The 24,716-nt window shown below is 66.7% G+C and carries 25 protein-coding genes; 18 read left to right on the top strand and 7 right to left on the bottom strand.

The annotated features are described in order from the left end of the window. Positions 1 to 38: 38 nt before the first annotated feature. Together efp and nusB are read left to right on the top strand one after the other, a co-directional pair. Positions 39 to 602 carry an elongation factor P gene (gene efp / locus MUK71_RS09340; RefSeq protein WP_227901761.1) on the top strand — a complete coding sequence of 188 codons (564 nt, stop codon included), beginning with the start codon at positions 39 to 41 and terminating at the stop codon, positions 600 to 602. After that, positions 599 to 1,009 (top strand): transcription antitermination factor NusB, encoded by a 411-nt coding sequence (gene nusB / locus MUK71_RS09335; RefSeq protein WP_227901762.1) that lies wholly within the window; start codon positions 599 to 601, stop codon positions 1,007 to 1,009. The genes efp and nusB overlap by 4 nt, the downstream gene beginning before the upstream one ends. A gap of 63 nt (positions 1,010 to 1,072) precedes the next feature. On the opposite strand, the gene MUK71_RS09330 is transcribed toward nusB, so the two are convergent. Further along, positions 1,073 to 2,326, bottom strand: a complete 1,254-nt coding sequence (locus tag MUK71_RS09330; RefSeq protein WP_227927750.1) for a PrsW family intramembrane metalloprotease — start codon at positions 2,324 to 2,326, stop codon at positions 1,073 to 1,075. A 130-nt stretch (positions 2,327 to 2,456) separates the two neighbouring features. Between MUK71_RS09330 and pyrR the strand changes: the two genes are divergently transcribed. From pyrR to MUK71_RS09265, 13 genes are all read left to right on the top strand, one after another. Next, entirely contained in the window at positions 2,457 to 3,032 is a 576-nt protein-coding gene (gene pyrR, locus MUK71_RS09325) for a bifunctional pyr operon transcriptional regulator/uracil phosphoribosyltransferase PyrR (protein ID WP_227927751.1), read from the top strand. Beyond that, on the top strand, positions 3,029 to 4,024 hold the full coding sequence (locus tag MUK71_RS09320) for an aspartate carbamoyltransferase catalytic subunit (protein WP_227927752.1): 996 nt from the start codon (positions 3,029 to 3,031) through the stop codon (positions 4,022 to 4,024). Before pyrR ends, MUK71_RS09320 begins: the two co-directional genes overlap by 4 nt. Continuing rightward, positions 4,021 to 5,373 (top strand): dihydroorotase, encoded by a 1,353-nt coding sequence (locus tag MUK71_RS09315; RefSeq protein WP_227901766.1) that lies wholly within the window; start codon positions 4,021 to 4,023, stop codon positions 5,371 to 5,373. The genes MUK71_RS09320 and MUK71_RS09315 overlap by 4 nt, the downstream gene beginning before the upstream one ends. After that, on the top strand, positions 5,373 to 5,888 hold the full coding sequence (locus MUK71_RS09310; protein WP_227901767.1) for a PH-like domain-containing protein: 516 nt from the start codon (positions 5,373 to 5,375) through the stop codon (positions 5,886 to 5,888). The genes MUK71_RS09315 and MUK71_RS09310 overlap by 1 nt, the downstream gene beginning before the upstream one ends. A gap of 38 nt (positions 5,889 to 5,926) precedes the next feature. Further along, a complete protein-coding gene (gene carA / locus MUK71_RS09305; protein WP_227928075.1) occupies positions 5,927 to 7,063 on the top strand; it encodes a glutamine-hydrolyzing carbamoyl-phosphate synthase small subunit in 1,137 nt (378 codons plus the stop codon). Next, positions 7,063 to 10,359 (top strand): carbamoyl-phosphate synthase large subunit, encoded by a 3,297-nt coding sequence (gene carB / locus MUK71_RS09300; RefSeq protein WP_227927753.1) that lies wholly within the window; start codon positions 7,063 to 7,065, stop codon positions 10,357 to 10,359. The genes carA and carB overlap by 1 nt, the downstream gene beginning before the upstream one ends. Further along, positions 10,304 to 11,221 (top strand): orotidine-5'-phosphate decarboxylase, encoded by a 918-nt coding sequence (pyrF, locus tag MUK71_RS09295; RefSeq protein WP_423724589.1) that lies wholly within the window; start codon positions 10,304 to 10,306, stop codon positions 11,219 to 11,221. The genes carB and pyrF overlap by 56 nt, the downstream gene beginning before the upstream one ends. 122 nt (positions 11,222 to 11,343) lie before the next feature. Further along, a complete protein-coding gene (gene mihF / locus MUK71_RS09290; RefSeq protein WP_227901770.1) occupies positions 11,344 to 11,661 on the top strand; it encodes an integration host factor, actinobacterial type in 318 nt (105 codons plus the stop codon). A gap of 28 nt (positions 11,662 to 11,689) precedes the next feature. Next, positions 11,690 to 12,274, top strand: a complete 585-nt coding sequence (gene gmk / locus MUK71_RS09285; protein WP_227927755.1) for a guanylate kinase — start codon at positions 11,690 to 11,692, stop codon at positions 12,272 to 12,274. Positions 12,275 to 12,300: 26 nt separating this feature from the next. Continuing rightward, positions 12,301 to 12,564 (top strand): DNA-directed RNA polymerase subunit omega, encoded by a 264-nt coding sequence (gene rpoZ / locus MUK71_RS09280; protein WP_186764241.1) that lies wholly within the window; start codon positions 12,301 to 12,303, stop codon positions 12,562 to 12,564. Continuing rightward, positions 12,561 to 13,844, top strand: coding sequence for a bifunctional phosphopantothenoylcysteine decarboxylase/phosphopantothenate--cysteine ligase CoaBC (coaBC, locus tag MUK71_RS09275; RefSeq protein ID WP_489884322.1), 1,284 nt, complete (start codon positions 12,561 to 12,563; stop codon positions 13,842 to 13,844). The genes rpoZ and coaBC overlap by 4 nt, the downstream gene beginning before the upstream one ends. 63 nt (positions 13,845 to 13,907) lie before the next feature. Then, positions 13,908 to 15,131 (top strand): methionine adenosyltransferase, encoded by a 1,224-nt coding sequence (gene metK / locus MUK71_RS09270; RefSeq protein WP_227901774.1) that lies wholly within the window; start codon positions 13,908 to 13,910, stop codon positions 15,129 to 15,131. Positions 15,132 to 15,138: 7 nt separating this feature from the next. Beyond that, positions 15,139 to 17,283, top strand: a complete 2,145-nt coding sequence (locus MUK71_RS09265) for a primosomal protein N' (protein WP_227927757.1) — start codon at positions 15,139 to 15,141, stop codon at positions 17,281 to 17,283. A gap of 13 nt (positions 17,284 to 17,296) precedes the next feature. Here the strand turns inward: MUK71_RS09265 and MUK71_RS09260 are convergent, their stop codons facing one another. The 3 genes from MUK71_RS09260 to MUK71_RS09250 form a co-directional block, all read right to left on the bottom strand. Next, entirely contained in the window at positions 17,297 to 17,440 is a 144-nt protein-coding gene (locus tag MUK71_RS09260; RefSeq protein ID WP_227927758.1) for a hypothetical protein, read from the bottom strand. Positions 17,441 to 17,647: 207 nt separating this feature from the next. Beyond that, the gene (locus tag MUK71_RS09255) at positions 17,648 to 18,094 is read right to left on the bottom strand and encodes an Hsp20/alpha crystallin family protein (RefSeq protein WP_227927759.1); all 447 of its coding nucleotides are present in this window, start codon (positions 18,092 to 18,094) and stop codon (positions 17,648 to 17,650) included. A 118-nt stretch (positions 18,095 to 18,212) separates the two neighbouring features. After that, on the bottom strand, positions 18,213 to 19,193 hold the full coding sequence (locus tag MUK71_RS09250) for an aminoglycoside phosphotransferase family protein (protein WP_227927760.1): 981 nt from the start codon (positions 19,191 to 19,193) through the stop codon (positions 18,213 to 18,215). A 141-nt stretch (positions 19,194 to 19,334) separates the two neighbouring features. On the opposite strand from MUK71_RS09250, the gene MUK71_RS09245 reads away from it, so the two are divergent. Then, positions 19,335 to 19,790 (top strand): MarR family winged helix-turn-helix transcriptional regulator, encoded by a 456-nt coding sequence (locus tag MUK71_RS09245; RefSeq protein ID WP_227927761.1) that lies wholly within the window; start codon positions 19,335 to 19,337, stop codon positions 19,788 to 19,790. 40 nt (positions 19,791 to 19,830) lie between these two features. Further along, positions 19,831 to 20,847 carry an NADP-dependent oxidoreductase gene (locus MUK71_RS09240; RefSeq protein ID WP_227927762.1) on the top strand — a complete coding sequence of 339 codons (1,017 nt, stop codon included), beginning with the start codon at positions 19,831 to 19,833 and terminating at the stop codon, positions 20,845 to 20,847. A 37-nt stretch (positions 20,848 to 20,884) separates the two neighbouring features. On the opposite strand, the gene MUK71_RS09235 is transcribed toward MUK71_RS09240, so the two are convergent. From MUK71_RS09235 to MUK71_RS09225, 3 genes are read right to left on the bottom strand one after another with little or no spacing between them, the layout of a single operon-like run. Next, positions 20,885 to 21,976, bottom strand: a complete 1,092-nt coding sequence (locus MUK71_RS09235) for a glycosyltransferase family 4 protein (RefSeq protein WP_227928076.1) — start codon at positions 21,974 to 21,976, stop codon at positions 20,885 to 20,887. 2 nt (positions 21,977 to 21,978) lie between these two features. Continuing rightward, positions 21,979 to 22,923: an alpha/beta fold hydrolase gene (locus MUK71_RS09230; protein WP_227901781.1), complete on the bottom strand. Its 945-nt coding sequence runs from the start codon at positions 22,921 to 22,923 to the stop codon at positions 21,979 to 21,981. Further along, positions 22,923 to 23,759 carry an aldo/keto reductase gene (locus MUK71_RS09225; protein ID WP_227927763.1) on the bottom strand — a complete coding sequence of 279 codons (837 nt, stop codon included), beginning with the start codon at positions 23,757 to 23,759 and terminating at the stop codon, positions 22,923 to 22,925. Before MUK71_RS09225 ends, MUK71_RS09230 begins: the two co-directional genes overlap by 1 nt. Positions 23,760 to 23,957: 198 nt before the next feature. Between MUK71_RS09225 and MUK71_RS09220 the strand changes: the two genes are divergently transcribed. Next, positions 23,958 to 24,704: an MIP/aquaporin family protein gene (locus MUK71_RS09220; protein WP_227901976.1), complete on the top strand. Its 747-nt coding sequence runs from the start codon at positions 23,958 to 23,960 to the stop codon at positions 24,702 to 24,704. The last annotated feature ends 12 nt before the right edge of the window (positions 24,705 to 24,716 follow it).

The following is a 24,716-nucleotide window of genomic DNA, read 5'->3' as shown; positions in this document are numbered from 1 at the left end:
TGACGAACAACATATAGACGGACAACGGAAGAGAAACTGTGGCGACGACCAACGACATCAAGAACGGCACCGTGCTGAAGCTTGAAGGCAACCTCTGGAGCATCATTGAGTTCCAGCACGTGAAGCCGGGCAAGGGTGGTGCGTTCGTCCGTACCAAGATGCGCAACGTGACCTCGGGCAAGGTTGTGGACAAGACGTTCAACGCCGGCATCAAGGTCGAGACCGCCACGGTGGACCGCCGCGACTACCAGTACCTGTACCAGGACGGCGAAGACTACGTCTTCATGGATACCTCCGATTTCGACCAGCTCACGGTTCCGGGCAAGATCGTTGGCGATAACGCCAACTTCATGCTCGAATCCATGATGGTCACCATCGCCATCCACGAAGGCTCCCCGCTCTACATCGAGCTGCCGCCGTCCGTGACCATGGAAATCACCTACACCGAGCCCGGCCTGCAGGGTGACCGGTCCACCGGTGGCACCAAGCCCGCCACCATCGAGACCGGCTACGAGATCCAGGTGCCGCTGTTCCTGGAACAGGGCACCAAGGTCAAGGTTGACACCCGCACCGGCGACTACCTGGGACGCGTTAACGAGTGAGTGCACGCAGTAAAGCACGGACCCGCGCACTGGAGGTCCTTTTCGAAGCCGAACAGCGTTCGGCTTCAGCCTTCGATGTGATCCGGGCCCGCCGCGAACGGACCGACCAGACCATCAACCCCTACACCATGGACCTGGTGGAAGGCGTGGTTGCGATGCAGGAACAGATTGACGAGTTCCTGAGCACGTATTCGCAGGGCTGGACGCTTGAACGCATGCCTTCGGTGGACCGCATCATCCTCCGCCTGGGCGCCTGGGAACTGCTCTACAACGACGACGTTCCGGACAAGGTTGCCATCAGCGAAGCCGTGGAAATGGCCAAGACCCTGTCCACGGACGAGTCCCCGGCCTTTATCAACGGACTGCTTGGACGGCTGCAGGAACTGAAGCCCTCGCTGCTCGCCTGATCCGTACGCCTCAATGTTGAAAGGACCGGCCCCTCGGGGCCGGTCCTTTCGTGCGTCCTGCCGCTAGGCGGTTCCAGCCAGCAGGGCGGAGCGGATGGCGGAGACTTCACCCAGCAGGGTCCGCTCGTATTCCCGGTTGGCCTCCACCTCCCGTCCTGCGACAATCTGCTGGCGGGTCAGGGCCAGGCGCGTGGAACGCCGGATCAGCTCCTTCATGGGCGCCGCCGTGTGATGTGCCCGTGCCCAGGCCATGGCCCTGCGCCGGCCCGCGCCGGTGGCCAGCATCTGCACCTCGGCGTCGCTGAACCAGCCTGCCCCGGCGTATTCACCCAGCCGGCGCTGCGTCAGGCGCTGCTCACTGCGGCGGAGGAACCAGACGCCGGTGACCGCCAGGACGAAAAAGGGCACCTGGAGCAGGAAATAGAAAACGAAGAAATCCCCGAACAGAAGCGCCGGCCCGCCGTTCCACAGCATGTGGCCCAGGATGGCCGGAACCAGTCCCAGCACAAACGCCGGAGCGATCCAGGCGTTGCCCGCCCGCCGGGCGGCCAGGCCCAGGGCCAGGCCGGTGCAGGCAGTGAACAGCACATGTGCAAAGGGGGAGAGCAGACCGCGCAGGATGAAGGTGAAGCCCAGCTGATAGACCGTGGCCCCGCCCGCGGTCAGGAGCGCTGATCCGAAGTAGAGGATGTTCTCGGTAAAGGCGAATCCCGCAGCCACCGCGGCGGCGAAGACAATGCCGTCCACCGGCCCGTCGAAGATCCGCCGGCGGACCAGCAGGAGCAGCAGGATACCCATGCCCTTGGCAATCTCCTCCACCACCGGCGCCTGGATCACCATGCCCAGCAGGTCCGCCGAACCGGAGGGCACCAGCTCCAGCAGTGCCAGGGTGAAATAGGGCCCCACCAGCAGGGCGATGCCCACGGATACTCCGGCGCCCCACAGGAAGCAGAACACCAGGGTGCTGCGCGGCTCCGGCTCCCACCGGTCCACCCACCAGATGCCCAGGACACAAATGCCCAGCGGAACCAGGGCGAGGATCCCGCAGATAATAAAGGCCGGCGGGCCAAGCCGGTCGAGCAGGAACATGCCAACCCACGCCAGCACGGCCGAGGAGGCCACAATCATCACCACCGTGGCCGTCAGGCCCCTGTCCCGGCGCGGTGCCGGGCGGGCCCAGGCCGGTGCAACCGCAGTACCGTGGCTCCGGGCCCCGTGGGGCGGGCCGGCAGCACTGCCGGCCGGCCCGTGGCCAAGGGGTGCAGGGGCCGGCTGAACGGGGTGCTGTTGGCCGGTCGGCGAAGGAGGGCTGTCCATAGCAGTCAGAATAGTCACACAAGGTCGCACACGGCCGCCGGCAGGGGACCGCCGCGCGTCCTGTGATAGCGTCTTGCACGCATTCAACCTTTAAATTCCGTCCTGTGAGGCGGGGAAGGAGGAAGCGGAAATGACTGGCACAGATGCCGTCCAGGTACCCAGCCGTACCGTTCTGTCTTCAGCTGACATTGACCGCGCGCTGACGCGCATTGCCCACGAGATCCTCGAGGCCAACAAGGGCCCGGAAGATCTGGTCCTGATGGGCATTCCCCGCCGCGGATATCCGCTGGCACAACGCCTGGCAGCGAAAATCGCTGCGGCGGCACCGGGCGTTGACCCCGCAGCCATTACCGGCCAGCTTGATGTCACGATGTTTCGTGACGACCTCTCGCGCCGCCCCACCCGGCCGCCGTATGCCACCCGTGAACCGGTCTCCGGGATTGACGACAAAGTCGTGGTGCTGGTGGACGATGTCCTGTTCTCCGGCCGCACCATCCGCGCCGCCCTGGATGCCCTGGTGGACCTCGGCCGCCCCCGCATCGTCCGGCTGGCCGTTCTGGTGGACCGGGGCCACCGTGAGCTGCCCATCCGCGCCGACCATGTAGGCAAGAACCTGCCCACCGCCTCCCGCGAACAGGTACGCGTCCGCCTGGTCGAAAGCGACCTTCCCGCCGTCGACGAAGTGGTTATCGAGGGCACTGCATGAGGCATCTGCTTTCCACACTGGACCTGAGCCGGGCCGACGCCCTGGCGATTCTGGACACAGCGGAGCAGATGGCGGCGGTGGGGGAGCGGGAGGTCAAAAAGCTCCCCGCCCTGCGCGGACGCACCGTGGTGAACCTGTTCTTCGAAGATTCCACCCGCACCCGGATCTCCTTCGAGGCCGCCGCCAAACGCCTGTCCGCAGACGTCATCAACTTCTCCGCCAAGGGGTCCTCGGTCTCCAAGGGCGAATCGCTGAAGGACACCGCCCAGACCCTCGCCGCCATCGGCGCCGACGCCGTGGTGATCCGGCACGGTTCCTCCGGGGCACCGGCGCGCCTGGCAACCTCGGGCTGGATTGATGCCGCCGTCCTGAACGCCGGAGACGGTACGCACGAACACCCCACCCAGGCCCTGCTGGACGCCTTCACCATGCGCCGGCACTGGGCCAGGCTGCACGGCACCGACTCGGCGGGCACCGACCTGGCCGGCATGAAGGTGGTGATTGTCGGGGACGTGCTGCATTCCCGGGTAGCCCGTTCGGACCTCTGGCTGCTGCGCACCCTCGGTGCGGAAGTCACCCTGGTGGCCCCGCCCACGCTGCTGCCGTTCGGCGTCGAGTCCTGGCCGTGCACGGTCAGCTATGACCTGGATGAAGCGCTGGCCGCCCGGCCGGATGCCGTGATGATGCTGCGGGTGCAGGGCGAACGCATGCACTCCGCCTTCTTCCCGTCCGTCCGCGAATACTCCCGCCGCTGGGGCCTGGACGACGTCCGCCTGGACCGTCTCGACACCCTGGGCTTGGAGGACACGATCATCATGCACCCGGGGCCGATGAACCGCGGGCTGGAAATTTCAGCCCGTGCCGCCGATTCCCCGCGGTCCACCATCCTGGACCAGGTCAGCAACGGCGTTTCCGTCCGTATGGCCGCCCTCTACCTGCTGCTCTCCGGCGAGAGCAGCTCCGAACGTACACTGCAGGAGCAGAAGCGATGAGCAACCCCGGAAACCCGTCCCCGACCGGTTCCTACCTGATCCGCGGCGCGACCATCCTCGGGCTCGAAACCGCGGACATCCTGCTGGAAAACGGGACCATCACCGCCGTCGGCCCGGAAGCTGAGACACAGGCACCGGACGGCGCCGAGGTGATCGACGCCAGCGGCCTGATCGCCCTGCCCGGCATGGTGGACCTGCACACCCACCTGCGTGAACCCGGCAGGGAAGACGCTGAAACCGTGGAAACCGGCAGCCGCGCCGCAGCCCTGGGCGGTTTCACCGCCGTCCACGCCATGGCCAACAGCATGCCGGTGGCGGACACCGCCGGCGTGGTGGAACAGGTCCTGAGCCTCGGCGAACGCGCCGGCTGGGTGGATGTCCGCCCCGTAGGCGCCGTCACGGTCGGGCTGGCCGGCGAACGCCTGGCCGAACTCGGCGCGATGGCGGATTCCCGGGCCCGGGTCCGGGTCTTCTCCGATGACGGCATGTGCGTCTCGGACCCGGTGCTGATGCGCCGGGCCCTTGAATACGTCAAGGCCTTCGGCGGCGTCATCGCCCAGCATGCGCAGGAGCCCCGGCTGACCGAAGGCGCCCAGATGAACGAGGGTGACGTCAGCGCGGTCCTCGGCCTGGCCGGCTGGCCCGCCGTCGCCGAGGAAGCCATCATTGCCCGCGACGTACTGCTGGCCCGCCACACCGGCTCGCGCCTGCACGTCTGCCACGTCTCCACCGCAGGATCCGTGGACATCCTCCGCTGGGCCAAGGCACAGGGCATTCGCGTCACGGCCGAAGTCACCCCGCACCACCTGCTCCTGACCGACGAGATGGTGCGCAGCTACGACCCGGTCTACAAGGTGAACCCGCCGCTGCGCACCGCGGCCGACGTCGACGCCGTCCGGCGCGGACTGGCGGACGGGACCATCGACATTGTCGGCACCGACCACGCCCCGCATCCGAGCGAGCACAAGGAATGCGAATGGGCGCAGGCCGCCATGGGCATGACCGGACTGGAAACCGCCCTGTCCGTAGTGCAGCACACCATGATCGACACCGGACTGATGAGCTGGGCGGACTTCGCCCGGATCACGTCCTTTACGCCCGCGCTGATCGGTGACGTCCCCGGCCAGGGACGGCCCATTGCAGCGGGCGAACCGGCCAACGTCATATTGGTGGACCCGACTGCGTCGCGGACGGTGGACCCTTCTAAGATGGCTACCAAGGGGCGCAACAGTCCGTTCGCCGGGCTGGAACTGCCCGGAGTGGTGCAGACCGTCTTCTATAACGGACACCCCACGGTCCGCGACGGCAGACTCAATACGCCCCACCCTGTTGCCGCAAAGGAATCCTGATGGAACTGTTGTACTTCTTCCTGGGCCTGGCCGCCCTCCTCATCCTTGTCCTGGGCCTGTTCGCCCTGGGCTGGAGGGGCCGACGACGCCGGCAGCAGGACATTCCCCGGCCCAGGGCCCTGCCCGCGGAACTGGAGGAGCCGACGTTCCAGGCCCTGGGCCAGTACGTGGTGACCACCAGTGCGGGGGACTGGCTGGACCGCGTGGCCCTCTACGGGCTCGGCGTAAAGTCCAACGCCACCGCCGCCGTCTTCCCCGAAGGCGTGCTCTTCGCCCGCTCCGGCGCGGAGGATCTGTGGATCCCGCGCGGGGACCTGATCGGCGTCCGCCTGGAACGCGGCATGGCCGGCAAGTTCGTTGAAAAGGACGGACTCGTCACCGTGACATGGCAGCTGGGCCCCAAACGCGTGGACACCGGTTTCCGCACCCGCGCCGCCGATGAGAAGACACCCCTGGTAAACGCAATCACGAAACTTCTGCCGGCATCGGCGACCCCTAGCGAGGAACAACTGTGACAGTGCACGAGATCATCAACCCCACGCCCGCCGTCCTGATGCTGGAGGACGGGCGCACCTTCCGCGGCCGTGCCTACGGCGCGCAGGGAACAGCCCTGGGTGAAGCGGTCTTCGCCACCGGCATGACCGGCTACCAGGAAACCATCACGGATCCTTCCTACGCCCGTCAGCTGGTGGTGCAGACGGCACCCCACATCGGCAACACCGGCGTCAACGCCGACGACGCCGAGTCCCGGCGCATCTGGGTGGCCGGCTACATTGTGCGCGACGCCGCCCGGCGCCCCTCCAACTGGCGGTCCGAATCCACCCTGGACGAACAGCTGGCGGAACAGGGCGTGGTCGGAATCTCCGGCGTCGACACCCGCGCCGTCACCCGCCACCTGCGTGAACGCGGCGCCATGAAGGCCGGCATTTTCTCCGGTGCCGACGCCGGGCGTCCGGACGCCGAGCTGCTTGCCGAGGTCCGCGCGCAGCAGGGCATGGCAGGGGCGCGGCTGGCCGAAGAGGTCAGCGTGGACGAAGCCTATGTGATTGACCCCGCCGACCACGGCTGGGCCGGCGAACCGCTGGGCACCGTCGCCGCCATTGACCTGGGCATCAAGTCCATGACCCCGGTACGCCTCGCCGAGCGGGGCATCCGCACCCATGTGCTGCCCGCCGCCACCACCTTCGAGGACCTGCGGGCCCTGGACCCGGACGGCGTGTTTATGTCCAACGGACCCGGCGACCCGGCGACCGCGGACGTGCAGGTCGCCATGCTGCGCGAGGTGCTGGACCACCGGATCCCGTTCTTCGGCATCTGCTTCGGCAACCAGATCCTCGGCCGTGCCCTGGGCTTCGGCACCTACAAGCTGCGCTACGGACACCGCGGCATCAACCAGCCGGTGCTCGACCGCCGGACCGGCAAGGTGGAGATCACCAGCCAGAACCACGGCTTCGCCGTTGACGCGCCGCTGGACGGACCCGTCACCGCACCGGAAGAGCGCTACGGGCGGGTGGAGGTGAGCCACGTGTCCCTGAACGACAACGTGGTGGAAGGCCTCGCCTGCCTGGATATCCCGGCCTTCTCCGTGCAGTACCACCCCGAAGCCGCTGCCGGACCGCACGACTCCGCCTACCTCTTTGACCGTTTCGTGGAGCTTATGGCCTCCAGCAAGAACAAGGAGAGCATCTAATGCCCCGCAGAACCGACCTTCAGTCCGTCCTGGTCATCGGCTCCGGCCCCATCGTGATCGGCCAGGCCGCGGAATTCGACTACTCCGGCACGCAGGCCCTGCGGGTCCTGAAGGAGGAGGGCCTGCGGGTCATCCTCGTGAACTCCAACCCGGCCACCATCATGACCGACCCCGAGTTCGCCGACGCCACCTACGTGGAACCCATCACCCCCGAGGTGGTCGAAAAGATCATCGCCAAGGAACGCCCCGACGCCGTCCTGCCCACCCTGGGCGGGCAGACCGCGCTGAACACCGCCATCGCCCTGGATAAAAACGGCGTGCTGGAGAAGTACAACGTGGAGCTGATCGGCGCCAACATCGCCGCCATCGAACTCGGTGAGGACCGGGAGAAGTTCAAGGGCGTCGTCGAGCGCTGCGGCGCCGAATCCGCCAAGTCCATCATTGTGCACAGCATGGACGAGGCCTTCGCCGCCGCGGAGCAGCTCGGCTACCCGATGGTGGTCCGTCCCTCCTTCACCATGGGCGGGCTGGGTTCCGGCCTGGCCTACAACGCCGAGGACCTGCGCCGCATCGCCGGGGCCGGCATCCAGTACAGCCCCACCTCCGAGGTGCTGCTCGAAGAGAGCATCCTCGGCTGGAAGGAATACGAGCTGGAGATGATGCGGGACAAAAACGACAACGTCGTGGTGGTCTGCTCCATCGAGAACTTCGACCCGGTAGGTGTGCACACCGGCGACTCCATCACCGTGGCACCGGCCATGACGCTGACCGACCGCGAGTACCAGAAACTGCGCAACATCGCGATCGCCGTCATCCGGGAAGTGGGCGTGGACACCGGCGGCTGCAACATCCAGTTCGCCATCGAACCGGACACCGGACGCGTTGTCGTCATCGAAATGAACCCGCGCGTCTCCCGGTCCTCGGCGCTGGCGTCCAAGGCCACCGGCTTCGCCATCGCCAAGATCGCCACCAAGCTCTCGCTGGGCTACACGCTGGACGAAATTCCCAACGACATCACCAAAAAGACCCCGGCGTCCTTCGAGCCGACGCTGGACTACGTTGTGGTCAAGGTGCCGCGCTTCGCGTTCGAGAAGTTCCCGGCGGCGGACCCGACCCTGACCACCACCATGAAGTCGGTGGGCGAGGCCATGGCCATTGGGCGCAACTTCACCGAGGCCCTGCAAAAAGCGCTGCGCTCCCTGGAGCAGAAGGGCGCCACGCTCTCCTTCGATCCGGTGGATCCGGCAGGGGTGCCCGCGCTCGTGGAAGCCGCAAAACGGCCCACCACCGACCGGCTGAAGCAGGTCCAGCAGGCACTGCTCGGCGGGGCCTCCGTGGAACAGCTCTACGAAGCCACCGGCATCGACCCCTGGTACCTGGACCAGCTGGCCCTGATCAATGAAACCGCAGAACAGATCCGTGCCACGCCCTCGGTCAACGAGGACATCCTGCGCCTGGCCAAGCGGCACGGTTTCTCCGACGAGCAGATCGGCAAGCTGACCAACACCCCCGAAGCGGTGATCCGCGGTGTCCGGCATGCGCTGAATGTCCGCCCGGTGTACAAAACCGTGGACACCTGCGCCGCCGAATTCGCCGCCTACACCCCGTACCACTACTCCTCCTACGACGAGGAGGACGAGGTGGCCGAACACGCCAAGCCGTCCATCATCATCCTGGGCTCCGGGCCGAACCGGATCGGGCAGGGCATCGAGTTCGATTACTCCTGCGTGCACGCCACCATGGCCCTGCGCGAAGCCGGGCACGAAACCGTGATGATCAACTGCAACCCGGAAACGGTCTCCACCGACTACGACATCTCCGACCGGCTCTACTTTGAACCGCTGACCCTGGAGGACGTCCTCGAGGTGATCGCTGCCGAGCAGCGCACCGGCGGCGTGCTGGGAGTTTTCGTGCAGCTCGGCGGGCAGACCCCGCTGAAGCTGGCGCAGGCCCTGGCGGACGCCGGCGTGCCGATCCTGGGCACCTCCCCGGAGGCCATCGACCTGGCCGAACACCGCGGCGCCTTCCAGCGGGTGCTGGACCAGGGCGGGCTGACCGCCCCGAAGAACGGCACCGCAGTGTCCTTCGAAGACGCCAAGAAGGTGGCAGACGAGATCGGCTACCCGGTGCTGGTCCGCCCCTCCTATGTGCTCGGCGGCCGCGGCATGGAAATTGTCTATGACGAGGAGAACCTTTCCCGGTACATCACCAACGCCACCGAGATCACCCCTGACCACCCCGTGCTGGTGGACCGGTTCCTGGAAGACGCGATCGAGATCGACGTCGACGCGCTCTATGACGGCACCGACCTGTACGTGGGCGGGATCATGGAACACATCGAGGAGGCCGGCATCCACTCCGGCGACTCCGCCTGCGTGCTGCCGCCCATCACCCTGGGCACCGACGTGATCGACCGGGTACGGAAGGCCACGCAGGTGATTGCCGCCGGCGTCGGCGTCCGCGGCCTGATCAACATCCAGTTCGCCCTCGCCTCGGACATCCTCTACGTCATCGAAGCCAATCCGCGGGCCTCCCGCACCGTGCCCTTCGTGTCCAAGGCCACGGGTGTCCAGCTGGCCAAGGCAGCGGCCCTGATCGGTACCGGCGTCACCATCGCCGAGCTGCGCGCGGCCGGCCGGCTGTCCGAAACCGGCGACGGATCCACCCTGCCGCTGGACGCACCGGTAGCCGTGAAGGAAGCCGTGCTGCCGTTCAGCCGGTTCCGGACCCCCGAAGGCACCGTGGTGGATTCCCTCCTCGGCCCCGAAATGCGCTCCACCGGCGAGGTCATGGGCATCGACAAGTACTTCGACACGGCCTTCGCCAAGTCCCAGGCAGCGGCCAACAGTGCGCTTCCCACCGCGGGCAAGGTCTTTGTCTCCGTAGCCAACCGGGACAAGCGCTCCATCATCATGCCCGTGAAGCTGATGAGCGATCTCGGGTTCGAGATCCTTTCCACCGGCGGCACGGCGGATGTCCTGCGCCGCAACGGCATCACTGCCACCGTGGTCCGCAAGGTGGGTGAGGGCGTCGGGCCCAACGGGGAAGGCACCGTGGCGGACCTGATTACTGCCGGGGAAATCAACCTGGTGGTCAATACGCCCTCGGGCGGCCAGGCCCGCGGGGACGGCTACGAAATCCGTGCCGCAGCCACCTCCATCGGCTGCCCGGTAGTGACCACCGTGTCCGAGTTCGGGGCCGCCGTGCAGGCCATCGAGGCCATGCGCTCCTACGAATGGGATGTCACGTCGCTGCAGGAACACGCCGCCAAACTCAAGGCAGCTGCCAGTGCCTGAGCCGGTACAGCCTTTCGGGGCGCGCCTGCGGGCGGCCATGGACAGCCGCGGAGCGCTGTGTGTCGGGATCGATCCGCACCCGGCGCTGCTGGCTGGCTGGGAACTGAACGACGACGCCGCCGGGCTGGAGCGCTTCTCCCTCACCGTGTTGGACGCGGTGGGGGAGCACGCTGCAGCACTGAAACCGCAGGTGGCCCTGTACGAACGGCATGGCTCCGCCGGGCTGGCAGTGCTGGAGAAACTCCTGGCCGCCTGCGCGGATGCCGGCGTGCTGAGCATCGCCGACGCCAAGCGCGGGGACATCGGATCCACCATGGCCGCATATGCCGATGCCTGGCTGCGGGACGGTTCGGCGCTGGCCGCCGATGCTGTGACGCTCAGCCCGTACCTGGGCTTTGAATCCCTGCGCCCGGCCCTGGACCTTGCCGCCGGGACGGGGCGGGGAGTGTTCGTCCTCGCCCTGACCTCCAACCCCGAAGGCGCCTCCGTGCAGCATGCCGGCGGCGGCGCGGGGCGCTCCGTAGCCGCCGGGATTGCGGCCGCCGCAGCGGCAGAGAACGGCACTGGCACTGAGTGCACCGCGGACGGCGGCCTGGGCTCCGTGGGCCTGGTGGTGGGGGCTACGGTGGGTACCGCGCTCACGGATCTGGGAATTGACCTCGCTGCCACGCGCGCGCCGCTGCTGGCGCCCGGCCTGGGTGCGCAGGGGGCCACGGCAGCAGATCTGGCCGTGACCTTCGGGGCCGCCTATCCCAATGTGCTGGCCACCTCCAGCCGTGGAATCCTGCGGGCCGGACCCGATCCGCAGAAGCTGCGGGAAGCCGCCCTGCAGACCGGACGGGAGCTGGCGGCCGCAGGGTAACGGCGGACGGAGTGGCACGGACCGCTGAGGCGGCTCCATTGCAATTGGGCTTCCAATGCGGATAGGTTCGGAGCTACCAGCAGAGCCGCTGACAGCGGTACGTCTTCGTTCGGGAGTGTCTTTTGAACCTCAAGCCACTGACAGAAGCCGAGCGCACCCGGGCCCGGGAAAAAGCCACAGCGGCCCGGGCTGTCCGCGCCGACATCAAGTCACGTATTAAATCCGGGGACCTCTCCATTGAAGAAGTCATTCTTTCCCGTTCCGGAGAGGAAGCAGTGGGCAGGCTGAAAGTGATGGATCTGCTCCGCGCACTGCCTGGTGTCGGGGAACGCCGCGCAGCTGGAATAATGGCTACGGTAGGTATAGCGCCTACCCGCCGGGTCCGGGGGCTGGGAGTGCATCAGCGCAAGGCGCTGATCGACCTGCTGGATCACCACTGAGGTCCCGGCACCACCAAAGAAACACCGAGTGAATGAGGTTTACGTGTCGCAACCGCGGCTGACAGTTCTGGCAGGTCCAACCGCAGTTGGCAAGGGCACTGTATCCACCTACATCCGGGACAACTATCCCGAGGTCTGGCTTTCCGTATCCGCCACCACCAGGGCCCCGCGCCCCGGCGAAGAAGACGGTGTGCACTACTTCTTCGTCAGCGCCGAAGAGTTCGATTCCATGATCGAGCAGGACCAGATGCTGGAATGGGCCGTAGTCCACGGCCGCAACCGCTATGGAACCCTTCGCCGCACCGTTGAGGCCGCCATGGCCGAAGGCCGCAGCGTGCTCCTGGAGATTGACCTGCAGGGTGCCCGGCAGGTCAAGAAGTCCATGCCGGAGGCAAATTTCGTCTTCCTGGCCCCGCCCACCTGGGACGAAATGGTCCGCCGTCTGGTCGGGCGCGGCACGGAAACGCCCGAAGAGCAGCAGCAACGGCTGGAAACAGCTAAACTGGAACTTGCTGCCGAGTCCGAGTTCGATCACACCGTCATTAATGATGACGTCCAGCGGGCTGCAGCTGAGCTTGTATCACTCATGGGAATCAGTCCGCGCCAGCGCTGACAAACCGCGAATCCCGTTCAAGAATTTTGGAGAACCCTGTGTCTGAAGGCATCATCAACCCGCCGATCGACGACCTGCTCGAAGCAGCCGATTCCAAGTACGCGCTGGTCATCTACGGTGCCAAGCGTGCCCGCCAGATCAACGCCTACTACTCCCAGCTGCACGAGGGCCTGTTCGAGTATGTCGGCCCGCTCGTGGAAACCAAGCTGAACGAAAAGCCGCTGTCCATCGCCCTGCGCGAGATCAATGACGGCATGCTGGTGGTCCGCCCGAACGAGACCGCCGAATAAGCAGCGGCAGTTCACCGGGGGAAGGCAGCAGCGTGCGCATAGTTCTGGGTGTGGGCGGCGGAATCGCCGCCTACAAGGCTGCGTCGCTGCTGCGGCTTTTTACCGAGGCCGGGCACAACGTCACCGTTGTCCCCACCGAATCCTCCACCCGGTTTGTCGGGGTTGCCACCTGGGAAGCACTTTCCGGGAACCCCGTGTCCACGTCGGTGTTCGACGAGGTGGACAAAGTCAACCATGTGCGCCTGGGCCATGAGGCGGACCTGATTGTGGTGGCTCCGGCCACCGCGGATCTGCTGGCCCGGGCTGCAACGGGGCAGGCCAATGACCTGCTGACCAACACCCTGCTGATGGCCCGCGGCCCGGTGGTGTTTGCCCCGGCCATGCACACTGAGATGTGGGCGCATCCCGCCACCGTGGCCAACGTGGCCACCCTGCGCAGCCGCGGCGCCGTCGTGATCGATCCCGCAGTGGGCCGGCTGACCGGCCGGGATTCCGGCCCGGGCCGCCTGCCCGAACCTGAAACCATCTTCACCGCCGCCCTTGCCGCTGTGGAAGAGGCCGCCGGTTCGGCCGGAGAGCTTTCCGGCCTGCTGTCCGGCATTACCGTCACGGTCACGGCCGGCGGAACCCGTGAGCCCCTGGATCCGGTCCGGTTCCTGGGCAACCGTTCCTCGGGGAAACAGGGCACCGCACTGGCCGAGGCAGCCCTCGCCGCCGGTGCCCGGGTACGGCTGATCGCCGCGCACATGGAGGTTCCGGCGCCCGGCGGCATCGAACTGGTGCGGGTGGAAACCGCCCTTGAACTGCGCGAGGCGGTACACAAGGCTGCCGCCGACTCCGACGTCGTGGTGATGGCTGCCGCCGTCGCCGACTTCCGCCCGGACAAGGTGGTGGAGACCAAGATCAAAAAGAGCGACGACACTGCCGACCCGGTGATCACGCTGGTGCGCAACCCGGACATTCTCCAGGAGATCGTGCAGGCCCGGGGAACCGGTGCCACACCGGCACTTATCGTGGGGTTCGCTGCGGAAACCGGCGACGCGACCACTGATGTCCTGGAATACGGCCGCCGGAAGCTGGCCCGCAAGGGCTGCGACCTGCTGGTCCTGAACCAGGTTGGCAAGTCGCTGGTCTTCGGCCAGGACCAGACCGAGGTGAGGATTCTCTCACCGGCAGAGCCCGCCGGGTCCGCCGGGGAAAGCGCGGCCGGCAGCAAAACCGAGGTTTCGGCACGCATCATTGCAAGGATTGCCGCCGAACTGGCTGCCCGCCGCCCCTGACAGACCTGAGCACGCATCCGGGCGGTTCGGGGAGTGTCCGGGCCGCCCGGTAGAGTAAATGCTGTGACTTCTACTTCCGCCTCTCCCAAGACGCAGTCCAACCTGCGCCTTTTCACCTCGGAATCCGTCACTGAAGGCCACCCGGACAAAATCTGTGACCAGATCAGTGACGCAATCCTCGACGGCCTGCTCAAGGTTGATCCCGAATCCCGGGTAGCCGTCGAAACACTCGTAACCACCGGCCTGGTCCATGTAGCCGGCGAGGTGACCACCGAGGGATACGTTGAGATCCCGCAGCTGGTCCGTGACACCATCCTGGACATTGGTTATGACTCCTCGGCCAACGGCTTTGACGGCGCCCGCTGCGGCGTTTCCGTATCCATCGGCCAGCAGTCCCCGGAAATTGCCTCCGGCGTGTTCAACTCACTGGAGAACCGCACCGGCAAGGTTGAGGACCCCTATGACGCCCAGGGCGCCGGGGACCAGGGCATCATGTTCGGCTACGCCAGCGACGAAACCTCCGTCCTGATGCCCACCCCCATCTGGCTGGCCCACCGTCTCTCGGAGCGGCTCACCACCGTCCGCAAGGACGGAACGCTCCCGTACCTGCGCCCGGACGGGAAAACCCAGGTCACCATCGGCTACGACGGAGACCGCCCCGTATCCGTGGACTCCGTGGTGGTCTCCACCCAGCACGCCGCCGATCTTGATCTTGAGCAGCTGCGCGCCGACATGGCGGCCCACGTCATCAATCCGGTGCTGGCAGGCACCGACCTGGACATTTCCGAGGTCCAGCACATCATCAACCCCGGCGGTCCCTTTGTTATCGGCGGGCCGGTGGGGGACGCCGGACTGACCGGACGCAAGATCATTGTGGACACCTACGGCGGATTCGCCCGCCACGGCGGGGGAGCGTTCAGCGGCAAGGATCCGAGCAAGGTGGACCGCTCCGCGGCCTACGCCATGCGCTGGGTGGCCAAAAACGTGGTGGCCGCCGGCCTGGCCCGGCGCGCGGAAATCCAGATTGCCTACGCCATCGGCATGGCCCGCCCCGTGGGTATCTACGTGGAGACCTTCGGCACCGAAACGGTGGACCCGGCCCGTATTGCCGACGCCGTGCAGGAAGTCTTTGACCTGCGCCCGCTGGGCATCATCAACGGACTGGACCTGAAGCGTCCCATCTACCAGCGCACAGCCGCCCACGGCCACTTCGGCCGCGAGGATGAAGGCTTCACCTGGGAGCGCAAGGACAAGGTCGAGGACCTCCGCAGCTACTTCAACGTGTAGTACCGCCATGGCCGCGGATCGCTCCGATGAAGCCGTGCAGCTTTCCCTGCTGCACGGCTTCGCGCCGTCGGCCAAGCCCGTAGGCAAGGCCCGGCCTGCATCGGTGCTCCCGATTGCCCGCGTGCTGCTGGACTCGCCGCTGCCGCACCTGGACCGGCCGTTCGACTATCTGGTTCCTGACGAACTCGACCGGGATGCCGTGCCGGGAGCACGCGTGAAGGTTCGGTTCGGAGGCCAGGAACTGCCGGGCTTCATCACCGAACGTGCCGCCGAAGCGGATACCACCGCGCGGCTGATGCCGCTGGGAAAGGTTATTTCCCCCCAGCCTGTACTGACCCCCCGGATCCTGCGCCTGGCCGAAGCAGTTGCCGCCCGCTATGCCGGCACCGTGCATGACGTACTGCGAGTGGCCATCCCGCCCCGGGCCGCCAGGGTGGATAAGGAGTTCACCCCCGAGGCCCGGCTGCAGACCCGGGCGGGGGAGCCTCCGGCCGGGGTTCCGGGCGGAACGGAAGATGTCCTGCCCGGCCCGGAGGGCGCCGGAGTCAACCCGTTTGCGCGGTATCCGCACGGTCCCCGCTTCCTGACCCATCTTGCCGCCGGGCACAGTCCGCGCGCCGTACTCTCCTCGCTGGGCGGCTACGGCCCGCGCGACTGGCCCGCTGAAGTGGCCGAAGCGGTCCGGTCCACGCTGATCTCCGGCCGGGGCGCCGTGGTGGTGGTGCCCGACAACAAGGATCTTGCCCGGCTGCAAACGGCGCTCACCGCCCGGATAGGCGCCGACGCCTTCGTCCGGCTCACCGCCGAAGACGGCCCCACCCCGCGCTACCGCAGTTTCCTGCAGCTGCTGCACGGGGATGTCCGGGTGGCTATCGGCACCCGTTCCGCCGCGTATGCTCCGGTGGTGGATCTGGGACTGGCCGTGATCTGGGACGACGCCGATGATCTGCATGCCGAACAGCGGGCACCCTATCAGCATGCCCGTGATGTGCTGCTGCTGCGGGCCGAGCTGGAGGGGGCAGCATTGCTCCTGGCATCGCATTCGCGCAGCACGGAGGCCCAGCGGCTGGTGGCCAGCGGCTGGGCCGCAGGGATTGCTGCGGAGCGCTCCACGGTGCGTGCCTCGGCGCCCCGGGTGGTCAGCACCGCTGATTCCTTCACCATGGAGCGGGACCCGCTGGCTGCCAGGGCACGGATACCGCACACCGCCTGGAAAGCGGCACAGGACGGGCTGACCCGCGGTCCGGTGCTGGTCCAGGTGGCACGCACCGGCTTTTCGCCGGCACTGTCCTGCCAGGACTGCCGGGAACCGGCGCGGTGCCGGAACTGCTCGGGCCCGTTGGGGCTGGCCAGCCGCAACGGTACTCCGGCCTGCCGCTGGTGTGGCCGGCCGGAGCCTATGTGGCACTGCAGCAACTGCGGGGGAGTGCACCTTCGCGGCTCCACTGCGGGGGCAGGACGCACAGCCGAAGAGCTGGGCCGCGCGTTTCCCTCCACCACGGTGATCTCATCGGCCGGAGACCACGTCCGTGCCGAGATTCCCGACGCCCCGGCACTGGTGGTTGCCACGCCCGGCGCGGAGCCGGTGGCGCCGGGCGGCTACGCTGCAGCCATCCTGCTGGACGGCAACGCGATGCTTTCCCGCGAATCGCTGCGGGCCGGCGAGGATACGCTGCGCCGCTGGTTCAGTGCTGCGGCACTGGTGCGGCCGGCTGGCGAAAAGGGGCTGGTGGTGGTCACCGCCGATGACAGCACCACCGTGGGACACCTGCTGCGCTGGGACCCGGCCGGCGCAGCCGAACGGGAGCTGGAACTGCGGCGCGAACTCGGGCTGCCCCCTGCTGTCCGCTATGCGGAACTGACCGGGTCCAGGGAAGGCCTCGATGCCTTCATTGCACGGCTTGGGCTGCCGGACGGCACGCGAACCGTGGGACCGGCGCCGCTGGCGGATGCGGGTACGGGTCCGGAGGCACGGGAGGTCCGGGACGGCCAGCTCGGCGGGGCAGGCGGCCGCTTCCGCACACTGCTTTTCTTCCCCTATGCGGCGGCACCGGCCGTTACGGCTGCCCTGCGCTCCACCAAAGCCGCAGCATCTGCCAGGCGTACCGGAGATCCTGTTTACGTACGGGTAGACGGAATAGACGTTCTCTAACCCGGGCCCACGGCTACAACAGTTCCAGCAGCACCGCTGCCGCACCCAGCAGGGACAGCAGCGAGAGCTGGGCTGCGGTAGCCAGCCGGGAGAGCCGGCCCAGGAGCCCGCGGGGCACGCCGTGGATCATCCAGCCTGGACGGTTGATGGTGGGCATTCGCAACGTCATCCCTCTTTCCCGTGGAGAAAAAGCCGATTAACACCCAGTATCCCGCCATCCGGAGGCCGTGCCCGAATCCGCTGCCGGTGACATTGGCCACCGCCTGCGGCGGGCAAAAAAGGGGCCCGGGAGATATTCCCGGGCCCCTTGGCGCCTATCCGTGTCCCGCCCGCCGGACGGGCGTTCCCTTTTGCGTCCGTGCCGCTAGGCGGATACCGCCTCACGCTGTTCGTCCTGCTGGATTACCGCGCCATCCGTCGGCGCCTGGACGGCAATCTTGCGCGGCTTGGCTTTCTCACTCACCGGAATGGTCACGCTCAGGACGCCGTTCTCGTAGCTGGCGGCAATCCTTTCGGTGTCGATGCCCTGGCCCAGGTTCAGCTGGCGCAGGAAGGATCCGCTTTCACGTTCCCGGGTCAGCCACTTCACCCCGTCAGCGCCGTGCAGCGTGCGCTGGGCACGGATGGTCAGGAGCTGGCCGTCAACGTCGACGTCGATGGATCCGGGGTCGATGCCCGGGAGATCGGCCGCAAGAATGTAGTGGTCACCCTGCCGGTAGAGGTCCATGGGCATGCCGCGCAGGGAACCTTCGCCGCGCAGGGCCTGTGCCATCCGGTCGAGTTCCTGGAACGGATCAAACTTCATAGCCATAGAAAATCAACTCCTCCATTCGATCGCTTGAGACAAGCGGTATCCGGTTTCAAAGTTGAGTCAGTGTCACTCAACTTGCGAAAAGAGATTAGCACTCTCATGGCTAGAGTGCCAAGTGCTATTTCTGTGCCCAACGGCTTAAGGTCCAGGCGTGGATCAGCTGTGCGGTGTGCCGCCCGTGGCTGCGCAGTTGCGGGCTCGACTCGACCTCCGGCTGGCATCCGGAATGGATCATGTAGGCCAGCAGTGCCGCCAGGAATGCATCGATATGCTCGGGCGGAACCCCGCGGGTGAGCGCGGACCGCGTTAGCCAGGAATCGACGTCGAGACCGCCGCCGCGCGCGTAGGGCAGCACCCCCACCCAGTCGATCCACGCCGCACCGGTGCCCAGGAAGTTCCAGTCACAGAACAGGGCCTTGCCCGAGCGCAGCAGGATATTGTCCGGCCGAAGGTCACCGTGCAGCACGGAGTCCCCGGCCAGGGCTTCCGGGCTGAGCTCCCACAGCTCCTGGAGGCGGCGGGCATCACCGGCTGTGAGGGACGGCAGGAACCAGGGCGCCGCCCCGCCGTCGGCCACAGCCTGGAACGGGGACGGAACCGCGGTGATGTCCTGTGAAACCGGGCTGCCGGAGAGGTGCCCCGGGAAGTTCGACAGGAGACGGATTGATGCGGTGCAGGATGCCTCTATCGCGGCGAGGTCCGTCCCGGTCCACGGGTGCCCGGGCATTGTTCCGTCCACGGCCTCGTAGGCCAGGAGAAGCCAGTCCGTGTCCGCGGCGGTGACGGTGCGGGTACCCAGCAGGCGGGGCGCCGGCATGTCCGGAGGCAGGAGCGGGGCCACCTGGGCCTCCCGTGCGTAGGCGGGGTAGACAAACGCGTCCGACGCCGGTGCCGCCTTCACGAAAATGCTGCGCCCTTCGCCGTGGGAGAGCACTGCGGCGAATCCCGGCGTAAACCCTCCGCCGGCCGGCCGTACGGACGTGACGCTGCCGCCCAGCAGGTCCGTCAGTTCCTGCCGGACGGGCGCGGGCAGGCCGGCCCAGGGCCGGCGGCTGGCGGTGCGGCGGTAATCGGTGACCGGAACTGTAGGGGAGTGCATCCGCACAGCCTATGCGCCGGAGGGTGCTGTAGCCGGGAACCAACGGCCGGTCCCGGAAGTATGTCCGGCACAGCTGTGGTGCACCCACGGTTGGTGCACCACTTGGTTGTGCACAATTGAATCGTGTCCTAGGGTGGGCGGATGAACGAATCACTGCAGCGTCAGGTGTGCTTTTCGCTGTACTCCGCCTCCCGTGCGGCCACGTCCCTGTACCGGCCCATGCTCGAGGAACTGAACCTCACCTACCCGCAGTTCCTCGTGATGACCCTGCTCTGGGAACAGGACGGGCAAAGCGTCCGGGACCTGGGGCAGGCGTTGGAACTGGACTCGGGCACACTCTCGCCGCTGATTAAACGCCTGGAAGCGGCAGCACTGGTGCAGCGCCACCGCGCCGTCGAGGACGAACGACGGGTCCGGGTCCACCTCACTGCTGCCGGCCGCGCCCTGGAACAGAAGTCCCGGGACCTTCCTGACCGCGTTGCGGCGGCTGCCGGCCTCGACCCGGAGGAACTGCGCAGCCTGCAGGACACGCTGGCGAAGGTGAATTCGGCACTGCGGCAGGCCGTGGTGAAGGACCATGAGGCACCGTCACGGTAAGACCATCCGCACCATCCATCCCAACAGTTAGGTTCACTTGATGAGCACGTACCCCGAAACCGGCCGTGAAATCCACCTTGCTTCCCGCCCCACGGGGTGGCCGTCGGAAGAGAACTTCCGCCTCACCGAGGTGACGGTCCCGGAACTGCAGGACGGGCAGGTGCTTGTGCGCAACCTGCACATGTCCGTGGACCCCTACATGCGCGGGCGCATGAACGACGTGAAATCATACGTCCCGCCCTTTAAGCTCGACGCCCCGCTGGAAGGCGGAGCCATCGGTGAAGTGGTGGAATCCCGTTCGGACGCGCACAAGCCCGGCGACAAGGTGGTTCACTGGCTCGGCTGGCGCGACTACGCAGTCCTGGACGGGGCCCGTGCACGTGTCATCGATACCGATCTGGCCCCGGCCAGTGCGTATCTGGGTGTGCTCGGCATGCCGGGTGAAACCGCCTACATCGGCCTGACCAAGGTGGCAGAGTTTCGGGAAGGGGACGTGGTGTTCGTCTCCGGGGCAGCCGGCGCCGTTGGCTCACTGGTCGGCCAGATCGCGAAGGTCATGGGAGCAAAGAAGGTCATTGGCAGCGCCGGTTCGGCGGAAAAAGTCCAGCGCCTGCTAGACCTCGGCTTCGACGAGGCCTTCAACTACCACGACGGTCCCGTGAAGGACTCCCTGAAGAAGGCTGCCGGTGCGGACGGCATTGACGTCTACTTCGACAACGTGGGAGGCGAGCACCTTGAAGCCGCACTCTCGGTGATGAACAAGGGCGGCCGGGTGGCCATGTGCGGTGCGATTTCCCAGTACAACGACAAGGGTGCCGCCTCCGGCCCCCGCAACCTGGCCCTCGCCATCGGCAAGGAAATCACCCTGCGCGGATTCATTGTGGGCAGCTACAGCCGGTATGTGGACGAGTTCAACACCCAAATGGCCACGTGGCTGCAGGAAGGCGCGGTCAGCTATGACGAAACCTTCGTGGACGGCCTCGAAAATGCGCCCCAGGCCTTCATTGACCTGATGAAGGGCGCCAACAAGGGCAAGATGATCGTCAACCTGGGCTGAGCAGCAGGACAGCTGGCGGGGGACTACGGACGAGGGACTACGAACGACGGCGGCGGCCGGGGAACAGGCGGACAGCCTCCCCGGCCGCTGCCATGAGCTGGCGGGCAGAGACGTCCCAGCCGTAATCGTTCGCCCGCCGGATACCGGCGTCGGACGCCTTTCGCCACCGGTCCGGCTCGGCCAGGGCACGTACCGCGTCCGCGAATCCGGCAGGGGAGTCCGGGTCCACCAGCAGTGCCGCGCCGCCCGAAACCTCCCGGAAAATCGGAATGTCGCTCGCCACCACGGGAGTGCCTACCGCCATCGCCTCGATGACCGGCAGACCGTAGCCCTCGGCCCTGGACAGCGTGACCAGGGCCGTTGCCCGGCGCAGCAGCCGGTCATAGTCCTCATCGCTGACGCCGTTGTGGAACCGGACCCGGGCGCCGGCCGGTACCAGCGCCTCCAGTTCGGCACGCCGTTCGTCACTGATCCGGCTCAGCAGATGCAGCGTGAAGCCCGGCAGGTGCTCCATGCCCCGGATGACGGTTTCCACGTTTTTGTACGGCATAAACGAGCCCATATACAGCAGGGACTTCTCCACCGGGGCATCCGGGTTCCTCGGCGTCGAACCCTCCTGCGGCGCGTTGGCCACCATCCTGACCGGACGGCGCGTGAGCCGGTGCCGGGCCATCAGGCCGCGGGTGGTTTCGCTGATGGTGGCCACAACATCGGCGCGGTTCAGCAGCAGCCGTTGCGGCCAGTACGCCAGGTGGTACAGGCGCCACAGTCCGCGCACGGGCAGCGGCAGGAACCCCGGGGGCGTGGGGTTCTGGTAATAGATCAGATCGTGCAGGGTGAGAATCAGCGGATACCTGCGCCCCCAGCTGCCCATGGTCTGCATCGGCGAGAAAACGGCGTCAGCCCCCAGCCGGTTAACGCGGAGCGCTACGAAGAGCTCGGCAGGGGAGATCGGGCTGTTGATCTTCACCCACGGCAGATCCGGCAGCAGCGCCAGCTGGCGCTCGTCCGAAATCAGCATCAGCACGTCGGCATGCTCGCTGACCGCCCGGATCAGGCTGGCGCCGTACCGGCTGATGCCGTCATGGTGGTCGGTGCGGGTGAACCGGGCGTCCACCGCCAGCCGCATCCTCATGAATGCCTCCGGGCCAGGAAATCCTCGATGGCTGCCGCCGCTTCGTTCGGCTTTTCGTAGTGCACCAGGTGCCCCACGCCGGGCAGCATCACCAGTTCGGCATCCGGGATGGTCCGGGCCAGATGCTGCTGCCCGCGAACCGAACCGATGTCATCCAGTTCAGCGGCCACCAGCAGCACGGGCATGGAAAGCCGGGCCGCCACATCCCGCACCGTTTCGGAGATGGACGCCCGGAACGCATCAAGGACCACGGTGCGGTTGGCGAAGGCGCTGAAGTAGGCATCGTGCTGGCCGTGGATCCACCGGCGCAGCCCCGGTTCCCTGGTCTTGGCCATCAGCATGCTCATGCCGCGGACAATCAGCGGACTGCGCAGCAGCGCCATGCCCGGTTTCTCCGGCAGCGCCGCTGCCGCCCGGTAATACAGCTCCGCAGCCTTGCTGGTTATGGCCTTCGGTCCTTCGAGGGCAGGCTCGCAGATGGGGTTTACCAGCACCAGCTCGCTGATCAGCTCCGGGGACTCAGCGGCAACGCGGGAGGCGATGATGGATCCGAATGAGTGCCCGAGCAGAACCGTTTCCGCGCCCAGGCCCAGTTCCGCCAGGGCCGTGCGGACAAATCCGGCGTAGGCCGGCACATCATGCCGGCCGGGCAGCGGGCTGCCTTCGCCGAAGCCGGGCAGATCGGGTACGAGTACGCGGTGGCGGGGGAGGGCCTCCACAATACGGAGCAGGCCGTGGTGGTCGCCGCGAAAGCCGTGGACCATAAAAACCGGCGGAAGGCCGGCGTCGTCCCCGGCACTGCCTGCGGCGCCGGTATCCGCGGGGGCGAAGTCCCAGCACCGCTGCGCCGTTCCGGCAACTGTGATGGGGCGGACCTCAGCTGTCCGGGAGAGCTGCACGGGGACGGCATGCGACGCCGGGTCCGCCGTGGTGCCCGGCATCAGTTGACCTCGTCCGGGTGGGATCCCGAGCGCTGCCCCCGGTCCAGGCCGCTAATGGCGGCTCGCTGTTCATCGGAGAGTTCGAAGGAGAAAACATCCAGATTGCCCGCGATCCGCTCCGGCGTGCTGGCCTTGGGGATCACCACATTTCCCGAATCCAGGTGCCAGCGCAGGATCACCTGGGCAGGGGTCCGGTTCAGCTCCGCCGCAATCCGCAGAACCACCGGATCCGCCAGGACGGCGCCGCGGCCGAGCGGGCTCCATGCCACGGTCTGAATGCCAAGCCGCTGATGCAGGCTGCGCAGTTGGTCCTGCTGCAGCCAGGGATGCAGTTCAATCTGGTTTACCGCAGGAACAATACCTGTTGCCTCCAGCAGCTGCTCGAGGTGGGCGGGCTGGAAGTTGGAGACCCCGATGGCGCGGACCCGGCCGGAAGCGTAGAGCTCCTCGAGTGCCCGGTACGTGTTCACATACTCGCCGCGCTGAGGGCATGGCCAGTGGATGAGGTAGAGATCCAAGTAGTCCAGGCCCAGCCGGGACATCGAAGCATCGAAGGCCTGCAGAGTGGTGTCGTAGCCCTGATCGGTGTTCCAGACCTTCGACGTGACAAACACATCGCTGCGCTTGGCACCGCCGTCCGCCACGAAGCCACGGACAGCCTCACCCACGCCCGCTTCGTTGCCGTACAGGGCCGCGGTGTCCACATGGCGGTACCCGGCGGTGAGGGCCTCACGGCACAGTCCGGCGGCATCCTGGGACGGCACCTTGTAGGTGCCGAAGCCAACCTGGTCCATAAGGACGCCGTTATTGAGCGGGATTTTCGGTGCCGGCTGCATAGGACGACTTTACCGAGGCAGGGGCACAGCGCTGAAATCCTGCCCTGACTACCTGTTTCATTCCCCTAAGATTGGCGCGCCGACAAACAGGTCGGCTAAGGTAATGGCGCTTCTTGCAAAAGATTGGTTGCATAGAAACCAAGAGTCCGCACACCCGCTTGGGTTGTGGACAGATACGAATGATCGGAGGAGTCGATGGTGACTCTGGGTGAAGTTTTCATCAGTGAGCTGGCGGGTACCGCCATTCTCATTATTCTCGGCTGCGGCGTTGTTGCCAACGTGGCCCTGGCCAAGACGAAGGGAGCCGGCGGCGGCTTCCTGATGGTCAACTTTGGTTGGGCAATCGGTGTATTTGCCGGTGTCTACGCTGCCGCCATTTCCGGCGCGCACATCAACCCCGCCGTCACCGTGGGCCTGTGGGCAAGCGGCGCCGACGAGTATGCCCCCGGTGTCGAAGTTTCCTTTGCCTCAACGCTGGTGTACTTCGCCGGACAGATGGTCGGCGCGATGATCGGCGCCTTTGTCGCCTGGCTCGCGTACAAAAAGCAGTTCGACGACGAACCCGACGCCGCCAACATCCTGGGCGTTTTCTCGACCGGCCCGGCCATCCGCTCCTACGGATGGAACGTTGTCACCGAGGTCGTGGGCACGTTTGTCCTCGTCTTCACCATCGTCGCCTTTGCAGGTACCCCGTCGGGCCTCGGCCCGCTGGCCGTCGCGCTGGTCGTTCTCGGTATCGGTGCCTCCCTCGGCGGCCCCACCGGCTACGCCATCAACCCTGCACGTGACCTCGGACCCCGCATCGTCCACGCCCTGCTGCCCATCCGCAACAAGGGCAACAGCGACTGGTCCTACTCCTGGGTTCCGGTTGTCGGTCCGCTCATCGGCGGCGCCCTGGGCGGTCTGCTGGGGGCCCAGATCCCCCTTCCCGTCCTTCCGCTGTAACCCACACGGCCG

Source organism: Arthrobacter zhangbolii (assembly GCF_022869865.1).
In the GTDB taxonomy this organism is placed as follows: Bacteria; Actinomycetota; Actinomycetes; order Actinomycetales; family Micrococcaceae; genus Arthrobacter_B; species Arthrobacter_B zhangbolii.
This window is presented reverse-complemented; position numbering and strand designations above follow the sequence as displayed.